The sequence below is a fragment of the Desulfuromonas sp. KJ2020 genome (assembly GCF_024197615.1).
GTDB lineage: Bacteria > Desulfobacterota > Desulfuromonadia > Desulfuromonadales > SZUA-540 > SZUA-540.
The window spans coordinates 115471-129505 of sequence record NZ_JAKUKE010000004.1; the positions used below are offsets into that span (position 1 = coordinate 115471).

The window sequence follows — 14035 nt, forward strand, 5'->3', positions numbered from 1 at the left end:
TTTCCGGCTGGTGCAACCCCTTATTTTCAGCTGACCTCAGGTGCCTTGGGCCCCGCCTTGAGCGGCGGGGAAAGCGACGTAGAAGGTACTGCCTTGGCCCAGGGTGCTTTCAACCCACAGCCTGCCGCCTCCTTCGCGTACCAGCTCTTTGACCAGCGCCAAACCGAGGCCTGCCCCGCTGGTCTGGCGGCGGTCACTGTTGTCGACGCGGTAGAAGCGTTCGAAGATATGTTCCTGTTCCTCGATTGAAATGCCGATGCCGGGGTCGGTGATGCTGAGAATGATCTCCTCCCCCTTTTCACGGGCAGCCAGGGTGATTGTCCCGACCTCGGGCGTATACTTGACGGCGTTGGACAGCAGGTTTTCCAGAATCTGCTGTATCCCCTCGGGATTAGCCAGCAGAGGCGGGAGATTGTTCGGACAGTCGACCTGAAAGTGGTGCTTCTGGACGCCCGAGGTGAAGGGGCGCAGGGTTTTGCGCAGCAATGGGTCGATGGCAATGGATTTGACGGGAGCGGGAACGCTGTGCTGGCGGGACTGGGCCCGCTGAAGTTGCAGAAAATTGTTGATCAATGTATCGAGGCGCTCCCCTTCCTGGTGGATGATGCCCAGGTATTCCCGCTGCTCCTCACGGGGAACCTCATTGTCCATGAGAAACTCTGAATAGCCCAGCACGGCCGTCAGGGGGGTGTGCATTTCATGGCTGACGGCGGAGAGCAGCTGATCTTTGAGTTGCTCCATCTCCAGTCGCTCGGTGATGTCCAGGGCGATTTCCAGCCGGACCAGTCGACCGTCAGTCCAGCGGATGGCCTGGTCGATGCACTGATACCACCGGCCATTGCGGGTGTTCTGAAACTCCCAGCGGCAGGGTTCCTGCGGCTGGCCGTCTTTGACCAGGCGCGTGTTGGTGCAGAACTCACAGGGGCCCCCTTTCCCATTCTGCAGGGCTTCGAAGCAGGTTTTCCCCTGCCAGTTCTTGCCGGCAATCCTTTCGCCGTATTCGTTAAGATAGAGGAGCTCGTAGCTTTCGAGGTCGGCCACGTAAATCATGGTGTTCACCGAATCAAAAATCGTTCGCATCTGCTGAGACTGTGTCAGCAGGTCCTCTTCGGCCTTCTGCCGTTGAATTTCGGTGGCGACCCGGGTCGCAAAAATGCGCAGGAGAGATTCCGCCATGGGGCCGTTGGGCAGGGGCTGACGGTGCATCACGGCGATCAGTCCAAACGGTTTACCGTTGCTGTCACGCATGGGAATGCCCAGATAACTTTCCACGTTCAGGTCTCGCAACCCTTTGTCCTGGGGAAAGAGCTCCTGCACTCTTTGAGGATGAAAGCATATCTCCCCCTCAAGGACCATAGCGCAGGGACTGTCTTTGAGCTCATAGTGGAAGTTGTCCGAGATTTTTCCCTGGTTGAAAAAGGCGAGAGTAACGATGCGGGAGGCATCCTGCGGGTCCAGGCGGCCGATGAAGGCGTAATCGACCCCGAGGGCGCTGGCGAGGTGTTTGACCAGGGTCGTGAAAAAGGCTGGCCCCGTAAATTCCGCCACCCCCTGAACGACTTGCCGCAGGGCTTCCTCCTGCTGGCGCAGATTCCGGATGTAATACAGCACCAGGCCAAAGAGAAAGAAGGAGGTGAGGACGACATAGATGGCGCCTTTGTAGGTCTGCAGTCGCGAAAAACGAAAAAAATCGGTGGCAAGAAGGGCCAGGATGTGGTCGGACAGAAGAATCCAGAAAGTGCCGAAAGCCAGGTAAATCATGGCGATCTTGGCCGCAATGCGGGTGCCGTCAGGGTGGAGCGAAAACTTGTCCGATCTTTTTTTCGACATGGGCATCTCTGGTGGCTACCCGGCTGCTACCCGGGGCTTGGTGCCGGTGCTGTTGACGGATTCCGGCCAGCGAAGGTCCAAGGTCTTCAAGGCGTGCTCTAACTCCTCCGGCAGAGGGGAATCGATGGCGATAACAGAATCCCCGGCGGGCGAGGGCAGTATCAAGCGGTGGCAGTGCAAAAAGAGTCTGGACAGGCCCGGCAGCGAAGGTCCGCCGTAGCGTCGGTCACCGGCCAGAGGATGTCCGGCATCAACCAGTTGCCGGCGGATCTGGTGGGTGCGGCCGCTGTGAAGTTCGAGGTCCAGCAGGGAGTAATGAGTGTCGCCGGCGAGTCGGCAAAAGGATGTTACAGACTCCTTGAGTTTCCCCTTAGCTGGAACGGGAGAGGTCAGTGCCCCTTCGGCCGCAAGTTGTCCCGCCACCAACGCCAGGTAATGCTTCTGGACCTTGCCGGCCATGAAGAGCTTCCCTAGCGCGGAGGCGGCCTTTTTCCCCTTGCCAAAGAGCACGGGGCCGGAAGTTTCCACATCAAGCCGGTGTATGGGCCGCGCCTGGTAGGGGGCTTTGCGTCTTTTCAGCAGACGCTCAATGCGCCAGACCAGGTTGTCCTCCTCATGGCCGACACCCCGGTGCACGGCCAGTCCCGCCGGCTTGAAAACCACCAGAAGCTGGTCGTTTTCGTAGAGAATGTCCACCGGCTTTTCCGGCGGTTGCTCCAGCAGGCGGCCCAGTCGCTGGCTGTCGGGCAGCACCAGACGATCGCCGGTGCTCAGGGGCGCGTCCGGGCTAAGGGCCGGGTGCCGACGCAATATCTCCCCTTTGCGCAGCAGTTGGCGCAAAAATCCTATGGGGGCTGCCGGAACACGCTGCTGCAAAATATGCAGCGGCGGCAGGCCGTTCTCCTGGGCTGTGACAATCCACTCTGGCATAAAAAACAGTTTACCCTTGCCTCTGGCTGGAAGCAAGGAAGGGTTGGCCGCTTCGGTGCCGAGAGCGTGAAGGTGTCTACGGGAGCTTGCCGGCCTCTTTTAACACACGGGTTTAAGCTCTTTACAGGATTTTTATACCTTGTTACCATGGCGCGCTATTTTTACGGTGTGACTTCCCTCTTATCGTTGACAGGTTCCTTTCCCCATGCAAATCAAGCGGGTTGATATCCTTGGATTTAAATCCTTCGTTGACAAGGTCTCTCTTGACTTCAACGATGGGGTTACGGCCATCCTGGGGCCTAACGGCTGCGGAAAGAGCAATGTGGTCGATGCCATCCGCTGGGCCATGGGGGAGCAGAACGCCAAGAATCTTCGGGGCCGGTCCATGGAGGACATCATTTTTGGCGGCAGCGAATCCCGCAAGCCCCATGGCATGGCTGAAGTCTCCATGGTTTTTTCCAATGCCGACGGCCTGGCCCCCGCCGCCTTTAAGGACTATGCGGAGATCATGGTCACCCGCCGGCTGTACCGCAACGGTGACAGCGAATATCTTCTCAACAAAACCCCCTGTCGTCTCATGGACATCACCGAGCTGTTCATGGATACCGGCGTCGGCGCCCGCGCCTATTCCATCATCGAGCAGGGCAAAATCGGCATGATCCTCAATTCCAAGCCGGAGGATCGCCGATTTCTCATTGAAGAAGCGGCCGGGGTAACCAAATACAAGTCGCGCAAAAAGTCGGCCTTGCGCAAGATTGAGGCGACCAGGCAGAACCTGCTCCGGCTTGGCGATATCGTTTCAGAGGTTCGGCGTCAGCTGGGTAGTCTCAAGCGTCAGGCCCAGAAGGCCCAGAAATTCAGGGAATGCCGTGAGGAGCTCAAGGCCCTCGAGACGGGGCTGGCCCTGCAGCGGTATCAGACCCTGAAGAAAGAGATCGACTCTCGGCAGCAGGAAGAACACGAACAGTCCCGGGTGCTGGAAAGCTTCAAGGGGCAGGTTGAGCAGGGGGAACTCACCCTTGAAGAGTTGCGCCTGCGTCATGTAACTGTCGAAAAAGAGGTGGCCGAGGGGCAGGAGAAAGTTTTTCACCTGACTTCGGAGATTCAGCGGGTAGAGGGGCAGATCGGCTTTGGCGGCAAGGAGATGGAAAATCTGCTGCGTCAGCAGGAACGTCAGGCCGCCGAGGTGCAGGAGGTGCGCCGGCGTCTCGAAGAGGTGGCCACGGAGCAGGATTCTCTGCTTCAGAACGGGTCTCTGCTGGGCGCCGACCTTCAGCAGGAAAAGCAAAACCTGGCTGCGGCCGAGGCCGAGGCCGAAGAGTTGGGTTTTGCCGAACAGAGTGTCGCCGCCCGCCTGGAAGAGACGCGGTCCGATCTCTTCGCCCTGCTCACGCAACTGTCCCAATTGAGTCACGTGCATGAGGACGCCCGTCGTCGGCTGCAGTCCCTTGAGGAGAGAACAGGTCGCAATCGTCAGGAAGCCGTTACCCTCATGGAACAGCAGGAACAGGCCCAGACCCTGATCGCAGAGCTTGAGTCAGCTCTGCAGGGTTTTCTGCGTAAAAAGGACGTTCTTCTCGAAGAGCAGGTTGTCTCTCAGGAAACTCTGCGCAGCCTCAAGGGACGACTGGAAGAAAATGAAAATCGCCTGCTGGTCCAGCGAGAAGAACTCAATCGACACCGTTCCCGCCTTGAATCCTTGCAAGAACTCGAACGCAACCTGGAAGGCTATGAAGGGGGCGTTAAGGCCCTGTTGAAAAACCCCGAAATGCGCCAGCGCTTTGGTGACGTGGTGGCGGAGATTCTGGAGGTGTCGGCGGAGTTTGAGCGGGCGGTGGAAGCCGTCCTCGGAGACCGCTTGCAGGCGGTGCTGGCCGACCGCGGGGACGATGTCGTGGCCGCCCTCGACTTTCTGCGCGAAGCCGGTGGCCGTTGCACTTTTCTGCTGCCGGCCCGTTCTCCCGCTCCGGCGCTTTCCGTGGCGGGTGGGCGGCCCCTTCTTTCCCTGATGACGGTGGCGCCCGGGGCTGCCGCTCGGGTTGAATCCCTCCTGCAGGGTGTTTTTCTGGTGGAAAGCCTGCAGCCCTGGCTGGGAAAGCCTCTCGATCCCGGGGTCACGCTGGTGACGAGGGAGGGGGATATCCTGACCTTCCGGGGCGAACTGCAGGGTGGCTCCAGTAAGGCCATGGACGAGGGATTGCTGCACAAGAAGCGGGAAATAAAAGAGCTGGTCGATGTCGTGGCGCAGGCGGAAGCCAGCGTAGAAAAAGGGCACCAGGAGCGAATCGATCTGCGTGAACAGCTCGCGCGCGAGGAAGAAAATCTGCGGGATATCGGCGCCGCTCTGCATCGCAAGGAGATCAAAGTCGTCGACAACGAAAAGGATTTAAACCGTCTCAAGCAGGATCTTTCCCGTCTGACTGAGCGCGTCGAAGTGCTGAGTCTCGAAGAAGATCAACTTCACGAAGAGCGCGAAAGTCTTGAAAGGCAGCAGAACGAAGCCCATGAACTGCACTTGGCGAAAGAACAGGAAAAGGCGGTTCTGGAGGAGTCCCTGGCCGAGCTGCAGGAAGAACTCCAGGTGCGAAAGCGTGCCCTGGAGGATAGTCGTGAAAAAGTGACTGCGTTGAAAGTGGTGGTCACCAGTCTGCGGGAGCGGGAGGAAAGTTCGCGTAAAAGCCGGGAACGGCTTGAGGCTCTTCAGAGGGAGTTGCAGGGAAGACTGGCTCTACTGAACAGTCAACGGGAAGAGGCGGAAGAGGAGAGGGCTCGACTGGAGCTGGAAAGCGGCCGGCTGAGAACCGAGCTGGAAATCCTTTTCCGCAAACGGGAAGAAGAGAAAAAGGGTTTTGACCGCCTAAAGGAACGCTTCGACGAAAGTGCCCGACACACTGAAGAACATGAAGATGTTCTCAAGGGCATCCGTTCTCGCCTGAACGATCTGCGTGAGACGCTGTCAAGCCTGCAGCTCAAGACCAGGGAACTGGATATGGAGGCGGAGCATCTGCGCGAAGGGGTTCTGGACCGTTACCGTCTTGATTTGGCTGAAATGGAGGTTCCGGACAAGGATCTCGCCGACAGCGAAGCCATGCAGTCCCGGGCCGCCGAGTTGCGGCGCATGATCGACGACATGGGGGAAGTTAATCTGACCGCCATCGAGGAATACCAGGAACTGGAGGAACGTTTTACCTTTTTGACCCGCCAACAGGATGATCTGAAAACGTCGCTGGAAGGGTTGCAGATGGCCATCAGCAAGATCAACCGAACGACCCGCAAGCGTTTCCGCGAGACCTTTGATCTGGTGAATGCCAAATTTCAGGAGGTCTTCCCTCGACTCTTTCGGGGCGGTAAAGCCGAACTGGCCCTGACGGACGAGGAAGACCTGCTCGAAACGGGAATCGACATCATTGTGCAGCCGCCGGGAAAGCGCCTGCAGAGTGTCAACCTCCTGTCGGGAGGTGAAAAGGCCCTGACCGCCGTCGCCCTGATCTTTTCCATTTTTCTTATCAAACCCTCGCCTTTTTGTATGCTGGATGAGGTTGACGCACCTCTCGATGACGCCAATATCGGCCGCTTCAACGATATGGTGCGCCAAATGGCGACGGTTTCCCAATTTATAATCATTACCCACAACAAGCGGACGATGGAGATTGCCGATACCCTGTACGGAGTCACCATGGAGGAGCCAGGCGTATCCAAGCTGGTGTCGGTCCGCTTCAACGAATTGGAGGGGTGAGGGTGCCTTTCAAGAAAGAATTGACCGAATTGATGGACCGGGTCCCGGGGGTTCTGGGAGCAATCATTGCCGACTGGGAAGGTGAGGCTGTCGACCAGGTGGCCCGGATGGATGAGTACGATCTGAAGCTTCACGGGGCGCATGGTGGCGTCATTCTCAACAATATGCGTGAGATCATGAGCCGCCTGAAGGCTGATGATTTGCAGGAAATCGTGATGACGGCAGAGACCATGCAAACCCTGTTGATCCCGGTAACGACCGAGTATTTTCTGGTGGTTGCTCTGGAGCGGGCCGGATCTCTCGGCCTGGCCCTCCACGCCGCCCGTCGCTGTGCCGACAGGGTTCGAATGGATATCCTCTAGCCGTGTTCGCCTGCCCGGCTAGCCTTCGTAAAGGAGTGAAACGTTGAAAGAAGCAATACTCGTATGGATCAATCAACTCGCTGAGTTGTTGGTAAAAATAGGAATTCCCGAGGAACACAGCGTCATGGGGGCCCTTGGAACCCTGTATTTTCTGCTGACCTTGCTGGTTCTGCTCATTGTCGTCTTGATGTTGAGGAAACGTACCAGAAAAACAGCCCTTCCCGCCGAAGAAGAAAAAACGGAACACGTGGCGGTCGAGTCTGTAGTCGAGCCGGAAGGGGAAGAGGCGGCGGCGGAAGCCGGAGAAGAGGAAGGGGGCGAGGAAGACCTTGGTGAGCCTGCGCCGCCCACGGAGGTGCCCGTGTCTTCCGTTGAGCCACCTGAGGAATCTGCGGCTAGGCTCATCAAAGTTTCTGAGGCCCGACCCGAGCCTTTACCCGAGACGCCTCAAAGTCTTATCGAGCGTATGCGTAAGGGACTGGCCAAGACCCAGTCGGCGGTTCTGGGGCGGATCGATTCACTGTTGAAATCCCATAAAGGCGAAGATGCCGAACTGCTGGAAGAGCTGGAAGAAATCCTGATTTCAGCTGATTTCGGCATGAAAACCACGATGGAGCTGACGGCTGCCATCGAAAAACGTCTGGCAAAGGGGGGGGCTCCCCGTCATGAAGCGGTTCGTGATGTCCTGCGGGAAGAAATAAGACAGCGGCTGCGTCTGGAGGCGGCTCCTCTCGATTTTTCCACCACATCGCCCTATGTCATCATGGTGGTAGGTGTCAACGGTGTGGGTAAGACCACGACCATCGGCAAATTGGCGAAGCAGCTGACCTCGCAAGGCAAACGGGTTGTTCTTGGCGCCGGGGACACCTTCCGGGCCGCCGCGGCGCAGCAGCTGTCGGTTTGGGGCGAGCGGGCCGGAGCTGAAGTGATTCGGCATGATGAAGGGGCCGATCCTGCTGCCGTAGCCTTTGACGCCATCAAGGCTGCTATAGCCCGTAAAGCTGATGTCCTTATCCTTGACACGGCGGGAAGGCTCCATACGAAAGTGAACCTGATGGAAGAGATGAAGAAAATCCGCCGCGTCCTCCATCGAGAGCTCCCTGGAGCACCGCAGGAAACCCTGCTCGTTCTCGATGCAACCACCGGACAAAATGCTCTGGTTCAGGCCCGGCTGTTCAAGGAGGCTGTCGAAGTTTCCGGCATCGCCCTGACCAAGCTGGACGGTACGGCCAAGGGCGGTATGGTTGTGGCTATCGGCAGCGAGCTGGATTTGCCTGTTCGTTTCGTGGGTATAGGCGAAGGCGTGGACGACCTCCGCACATTTGATCCCGACCTTTTTGTTGAGGCTCTTTTCCAGCGAAACTGACATGAAACTGAAAGGTCTTGACTTTACAGGTTGCTTTACCTAGAATTTTTGATCAAACTGGAGTGGGGAAGATGGATCTGGATGTCGTTTTCCGGCTTGAAGAAAAACTCGATGACCTGTTGACGCAACATCACGATCTGCTGGATGAATGTAGACGACTCCGGGCCGAGAAAGAAGCCTTCCTCAGAGAACGCGACAGGGTTCGATCCGAACTGGACAGGATATTGGAAAAACTCGACCGCGTTGATCGGGAGATCTCTTGAAAGAGGCTGTCCAGGTAACGATCCTGGGACAACAGTATACGGTCAAAAGTGATTCCGGTGCCGCGGATGTGCATCGGGTGGCTGCTTTCGTCAATGACCAGTTGTCCCACGTGGCCCGAGGAAAAAAGACGGTCGACACCCTGAATTCAGTCATCCTTGCTCTTATGAATCTGGCTGGAACGCATCTGCAACTGCTGGATGAACACACTGAGGCGGAAAAACGCCTGTTCCGCCTGCTGGAAAAGCTGGAAGAAGAGGCGGTTGACAGGAGCTGATTCTGCCCGTTGATTTAACGAAAACGACGATCGTCCGCATGCTTGCGGATGATGCGCTTATAAGGTGGCTTTGCCACGCCCTGATCTCCATCGGGAGACTTGAGATAGATTGATGAATGGAAATCGCGTCTGCCTTTTCAGGCGCTTTTGCAGGTCCGTTATGCTTGAATTTTGTTCGAAAAAACTGACTGGCTCGTGCCGCGCTGACAATCACCTTCCTGGCAGGGAAGTCGAGGCGATGTCTGTCCCTCGGGTTAACCCGCCCGGAATCTCAGTGTCTGCCCAACTGTGCTATGTGTTGAATCGAACTTAACCCCTGCGTGCCGGATCCCAAATCCGTCCTTTCCATTCCCTATCTGAACCTTCCTGCCGGAGATCATCTGCCCTGGAGGATCTCGGCTCATGCCAAAACAATCCATCCGGGAAAGGATGCTGGCAAAACGTCGGCATCTGGCTCCTGCCACCTGCTTCAGTAGAAGTCTGCTGGCGCAACGTCGGCTTCTGCAAACGCCTGAATTTCAGTCTGCCCGCACCGTGGGACTCTACAGTCCCATCATGAATGAAGTTTTTACCGAGACCCTTTTTGAGGTCGCTCGGAGCGAGGGAAAGAAGATTCTTTATCCGAGAGTGGGTAGCGATTCGCTAGAGTTTGTCGTGGTGGCGGACCGAAGCGAGTTGGCGCATGGCCGCTTCGGTGTGCTTGAGCCAGTCGGCGAGATTGTTCTCGCGGCCACCGATATCGATTTCCTGGTGATTCCCGGTGTGGCTTTTGATTTGTCGGGATTCAGGCTGGGCTACGGCAAGGGGTATTATGATCGGGCTCTGGCCCATCAGGTCGGACGGGGAGTGCTGGCTGGGCTTTGCTTTGATTTTCAGGTTCTGGAGCGGCTGCCTGCCGAGTTGCATGACATTCAGCTGGATCTTGTGCTGACGGAGAGTCGGACGGTTAATACAGGTAAACAAACAGCCTTCAGGCATTAATTTACAACACGACTGAGGAGGACCCTAACGTTGCAGATAGATATCTTTTTATTGTTGGTATTGCTGGCGGCCTGTGGCGCGGCCGGCTACGTCATCGGAACGCTGATTCAGAGGAAGATGGCCGATTCTCGAGTCGCCAATGCTGAAAAAGCCTCGGAACAGATTGTCGAAGAAGCGAAAAAAGAAGCGGACACCATCCGTAAAGAAGCGATCATCCAGGCCAAGGATGCCGTTTTTCAGGCGAAATCCGAGTGGGAGAATGAAGCCCGGGAACTGCGGCGAGAGTTGCAGTCCCAGGAGAAGCGCTTCTTGCAGAAAGAGGAAAATCTTGATCGCCGCGCCATTCAGCTGGACAGCCGTGAAGAGGAGTTGCTCAAAAGTGAGCGTTCCGTGCTGCAGCGAGAGGAGCGCTTGGCCGGCAAAGAGAAGGATATTGACCGGTTGGTCGCGGAACAGAAGCAGCAGTTGGAGCAGATCTCCGGGTTGAGCTCCGAAGAAGCGAAACGTCAGTTGATGGAAGCCATGGAAAGCGAGGCTCGTCACGATGCAGCCAAAAGGATCAAGCAGATTGAAGAGGAAGCCAAGGAGGCCGCCGACAAGAAGGCCAAGGAGATCCTTGCTCTTGCCATCCAACGCTACGCCGGAGACTTTGTGGCTGAAAAGACCGTCAGTGTGGTGCCGCTGCCTTCTGATGAGATGAAGGGGCGGATCATCGGTCGGGAAGGGCGCAATATCCGGGCCATCGAGGCCGCCACGGGTATCGATCTGATCATTGACGATACGCCCGAGGCCGTTATTATTTCCGGCTTCAATCCGGTCCGCCGCGAGGTGGCCAGGCTTTCTCTTGAGCGCCTTATCGGAGATGGCCGCATTCATCCGGCTCGCATCGAGGAGGTTGTCAACAAGGCCACTCAGGACGTCGATGAAGCGATTCGTGAGGCGGGAGAACAGGCCACCTTTGACGTCGGTGTGCACGGCATTCATCCGGAAATCATCAAGTTGATCGGACGCCTGCGCTACCGCACCTCTTATGGACAGAATGTGCTGCAGCACTCTCTGGAAGTGGCGTTTTTGTGCGGGATTATGGCGGCAGAGCTGGGCATTAACGTGAAGCAGGCCAAAAGGGCGGGTCTGCTCCATGATATAGGGAAGGCCGTCGACCACGAGATTGAAGGATCCCATGCCGTTATTGGCGCCGATCTGGCTCGTAAGTACGGAGAATCTCCCAAGATTGTTCATGCGATAGCGGCCCACCACGAAGATGAAAAACCTGAAACCATTCTGGCCGTTCTGGTGCAGGCGGCTGACGCCCTTTCCGGGGCCCGCCCCGGTGCGCGGCGGGAGATGCTGGAAACCTACGTCAAGCGCCTGGCGGATCTTGAGCGCATCGGCACCTCTTTTCAAGGGGTTACCAGCTGCTACGCCATCCAGGCCGGCCGCGAGATTCGTGTTATGGTCTCCAGCGAAGAGGTCTCGGACGCCCAGTCTTACGTGGTGGCCCGGGATATTGCCCGCAAGATTGAGGCGGAGATGACCTATCCCGGGCAGATCAAGGTCAATGTTATCCGTGAAACCCGGGCAACGGAATACGCCAAGTAAGGCCGGAGGCAGAATCCTTGAATATTCTTTTTGTTGGGGATGTCGTTGGTCGGGCGGGCCGTCAGGTGTTGGCCCAGACGCTGGATCGTCTGGTAGATCATCATCAGGTCGATCTGGTAGTCGTCAATGGCGAGAATGCGGCGGCCGGCTTTGGCCTGACTGCCGAGATTGTGAGGGAATTTTTTGATCTCGGGGTCGATGTCATCACCACGGGCAATCACATCTGGGACAAGAAGGAGATTTACGATACTCTCGACAGGGAACCTGCCCTTCTCCGACCGGCCAATTATCCGGAGGGTCTTCCCGGTCGCGGTGTGGGAGTATACTCCACCAGTGCCGGCATTAAGGTCGGCGTGATTAATCTGGAAGGGCGGGTTTTTATGAAAAACCTCGAGTGCCCCTTCCGGGAAGCTGACCGACTGATTGAACAGATTGCAAGTGAAGCCCGGGTCATTCTGGTCGACTTTCATGCGGAGGCCACCAGTGAAAAGGTGGCTCTCGGGCACTATCTCGATGGCCGGGTCTCTGCCGTTGTCGGCACGCATACGCATGTCCAGACGGCAGATGAATATATTATGTCCGGGGGCACGGCCTATATGACCGACGCCGGCATGACCGGGAGCCTGGATGCCGTTATCGGGATTCGCAAAGAGTTGGCGATTGAACGATTTCTCACCCAGTTGCCAGTCCGTTTCGAGGTTGCCAAAAAGGATCCTGTCTTATGCGGGGTGCTGTTCGCGATCGATGAAAAGACCGGCCGCGCGACACGAGTTCTCCGTATCCGGGAAGATCTGGCCTCTCGTTAACCAAGAATTAAATATTTAGAGGATTGTCATCCATGAATACCGTCCAAGAACAGATGGCTGTCATTCGGCGCGGCGCCGTAGAAATACTGGTGGAGACAGAGCTGGAAGAGAAAATCCGGGAGTCGATCGCCAAGGGGGTGCCACTCCGAATCAAGGCCGGTTTTGACCCTACGGCCCCCGACCTTCACCTCGGCCATACTGTCCTGATTCAAAAGCTTAAACAGTTTCAGGACCTCGGTCATGAGGTCTGTTTTCTGATCGGGGATTTTACCGGCATGATTGGTGATCCGACCGGCAAGAATGAAACCCGCAAGCCCCTTACGCGAGAGCAGGTGCTGGCCAACGCTCAGACCTACCGCGAGCAGGTATTCAAAATTCTTGATCCTGAAAAAACCAAGGTGGTCTTTAACAGTTCCTGGATGGGGCCGATGTCCGCCGCCGATCTTATCGGCTTGGCTGCACGGTACACCGTGGCCCGTATGCTCGAACGCGACGACTTTCACAAACGCTTCAACGGGCAGCAGCCCATTGCCATTCATGAGTTTCTCTATCCCCTGGTGCAGGGGTACGATTCGGTGGCTCTTAAGGCCGATGTCGAGCTGGGGGGGACGGATCAGAAGTTCAACCTTCTGGTCGGCCGCGAACTGCAGAAGCAGGAAGGGCAGCGGCCTCAGTCCGTATTGACCATGCCGCTGCTCGAAGGACTTGACGGGGTCAACAAGATGAGTAAGTCGCTGGGCAACTATATCGGCATCACCGAGCCGCCCCGCGAAATCTATGGCAAGGTCATGAGCATCTCGGACGAACTTATGGTTCGCTACTATGAATTGCTGTCCGATGTGGATCTCGCCGGGCTGCAGCGGGTCAAGGATGGTGTCGCCGGCAAGGATTCCGGTGCTCATCCCATGGAAAGCAAAAAAGCGCTTGCCCGTGAACTGGTCGCGCGCTTCCATGGGCAGGCACCAGCCGAGCAGGCGGAGGTCGACTTTGTTCAGCAGTTCAAGCAGAAAGAAATTCCCGACGATATTCCTGTCGTTCACATGTCTTCCGAGGGGCCGGTTTGGATCTGCCGTCTGCTTGTCGATGCAGGGCTTGTTGCTTCCAATGGTGAGGCACGTCGGATGGTCAAGCAGGGAGGGGTGAAGCTGGACGGCGAGAAAATTGCCGATGGGGACCTCGAGGTGCAGCCGAAGGGGGAATTGGTTCTGCAGGCAGGAAAGCGGCGCTTTGCCCGAATTGTTTTTGGTTCGTAGATCCCCTTGTTGCGAAATGGTCGAAGGGCCGAATTTTTCACGGGGTTTTTCGGGCCATGAAAAAAACGCAAAAAGAGACTTGACGCTTGGGGTGGGTATCGGTTATAAACACCCCTCGTTGCCGAAAGGTGCCCGGTTGGGCAGGTAAGTAGGCAGCGGTCGAGTAAGGCAAGGCGCGCAGGCGCAAAAAAAAGAAAACAAAAGATCTTGACAGACATGTTGGGATTGGCTAGATTGTCCTTCTGTCGCAAACGAGCGGCAAGGGAAGTTCGGTCTTTGAAAACTAAATAGCAGACGCTTGAGATTGATTTGCGGGACAAGAAGTCAAATCAAAAAAACAGAATCAACTTATACAGTTAAACAACTGGAGAGTTTGATCCTGGCTCAGAACGAACGCTGGCGGCGTGCTTAACACATGCAAGTCGAACGCGAAAGGGACCTTCGGGTCCTGAGTAAAGTGGCGCACGGGTGAGTAACACGTGGATAATCTACCCGGTGATCTGGGATAACATTCCGAAAGGAGTGCTAATACCGGATAAGCCCACGGGCTCTTCGGAGCTTGCGGGAAAAGGTGGGGACCTTCGGGCCTACTGTCATTGGATGAGTCCGCGGCCCATTAGCTAGTTGGTAGGGT

At 56.6% G+C, this 14035-nt stretch carries 11 protein-coding genes and 1 rRNA gene; 10 read left to right on the top strand and 2 right to left on the bottom strand.

Translation table 11 applies throughout. The features are described from left to right. Positions 1 to 36: 36 nt before the first annotated feature. Positions 37 to 1830 (bottom strand): ATP-binding protein, encoded by a 1794-nt coding sequence (locus tag MJO47_RS15230; protein WP_253962019.1) that lies wholly within the window; start codon positions 1828 to 1830, stop codon positions 37 to 39. Positions 1831 to 1845: 15 nt separating this feature from the next. Further along, positions 1846 to 2760 (bottom strand): RluA family pseudouridine synthase, encoded by a 915-nt coding sequence (locus tag MJO47_RS15235; RefSeq protein ID WP_253962020.1) that lies wholly within the window; start codon positions 2758 to 2760, stop codon positions 1846 to 1848. A gap of 205 nt (positions 2761 to 2965) precedes the next feature. Here MJO47_RS15235 and smc point away from each other — a divergent pair, with 205 nt between their 5' ends. From smc to MJO47_RS15285, 10 genes are all read left to right on the top strand, one after another. Next, positions 2966 to 6496, top strand: a complete 3531-nt coding sequence (gene smc, locus MJO47_RS15240; RefSeq protein WP_253962021.1) for a chromosome segregation protein SMC — start codon at positions 2966 to 2968, stop codon at positions 6494 to 6496. A 2-nt stretch (positions 6497 to 6498) separates the two neighbouring features. Next, positions 6499 to 6858 carry a roadblock/LC7 domain-containing protein gene (locus MJO47_RS15245; RefSeq protein ID WP_253962022.1) on the top strand — a complete coding sequence of 120 codons (360 nt, stop codon included), beginning with the start codon at positions 6499 to 6501 and terminating at the stop codon, positions 6856 to 6858. Positions 6859 to 6901: 43 nt separating this feature from the next. Next, positions 6902 to 8224 carry a signal recognition particle-docking protein FtsY gene (gene ftsY / locus MJO47_RS15250; protein WP_305882461.1) on the top strand — a complete coding sequence of 441 codons (1323 nt, stop codon included), beginning with the start codon at positions 6902 to 6904 and terminating at the stop codon, positions 8222 to 8224. Positions 8225 to 8295: 71 nt separating this feature from the next. Further along, complete coding sequence (locus tag MJO47_RS15255) at positions 8296 to 8487, top strand: cell division protein ZapB (RefSeq protein WP_253962023.1); 192 nt, start codon at positions 8296 to 8298, stop codon at positions 8485 to 8487. Then, on the top strand, positions 8484 to 8762 hold the full coding sequence (locus MJO47_RS15260; RefSeq protein WP_253962024.1) for a cell division protein ZapA: 279 nt from the start codon (positions 8484 to 8486) through the stop codon (positions 8760 to 8762). The genes MJO47_RS15255 and MJO47_RS15260 overlap by 4 nt, the downstream gene beginning before the upstream one ends. A gap of 402 nt (positions 8763 to 9164) precedes the next feature. Continuing rightward, positions 9165 to 9743 carry a 5-formyltetrahydrofolate cyclo-ligase gene (locus MJO47_RS15265; protein ID WP_253962025.1) on the top strand — a complete coding sequence of 193 codons (579 nt, stop codon included), beginning with the start codon at positions 9165 to 9167 and terminating at the stop codon, positions 9741 to 9743. A gap of 30 nt (positions 9744 to 9773) precedes the next feature. Next, positions 9774 to 11342, top strand: a complete 1569-nt coding sequence (rny, locus tag MJO47_RS15270; protein WP_253962026.1) for a ribonuclease Y — start codon at positions 9774 to 9776, stop codon at positions 11340 to 11342. Positions 11343 to 11359: 17 nt separating this feature from the next. Then, entirely contained in the window at positions 11360 to 12148 is a 789-nt protein-coding gene (locus MJO47_RS15275; RefSeq protein ID WP_253962027.1) for a TIGR00282 family metallophosphoesterase, read from the top strand. Between the two features lie 32 nt (positions 12149 to 12180). Continuing rightward, positions 12181 to 13401: a tyrosine--tRNA ligase gene (gene tyrS, locus MJO47_RS15280; protein ID WP_253962028.1), complete on the top strand. Its 1221-nt coding sequence runs from the start codon at positions 12181 to 12183 to the stop codon at positions 13399 to 13401. A 361-nt stretch (positions 13402 to 13762) separates the two neighbouring features. Continuing rightward, a 16S ribosomal RNA gene (locus tag MJO47_RS15285) occupies positions 13763 to 14035 on the top strand; the annotation flags it as partial.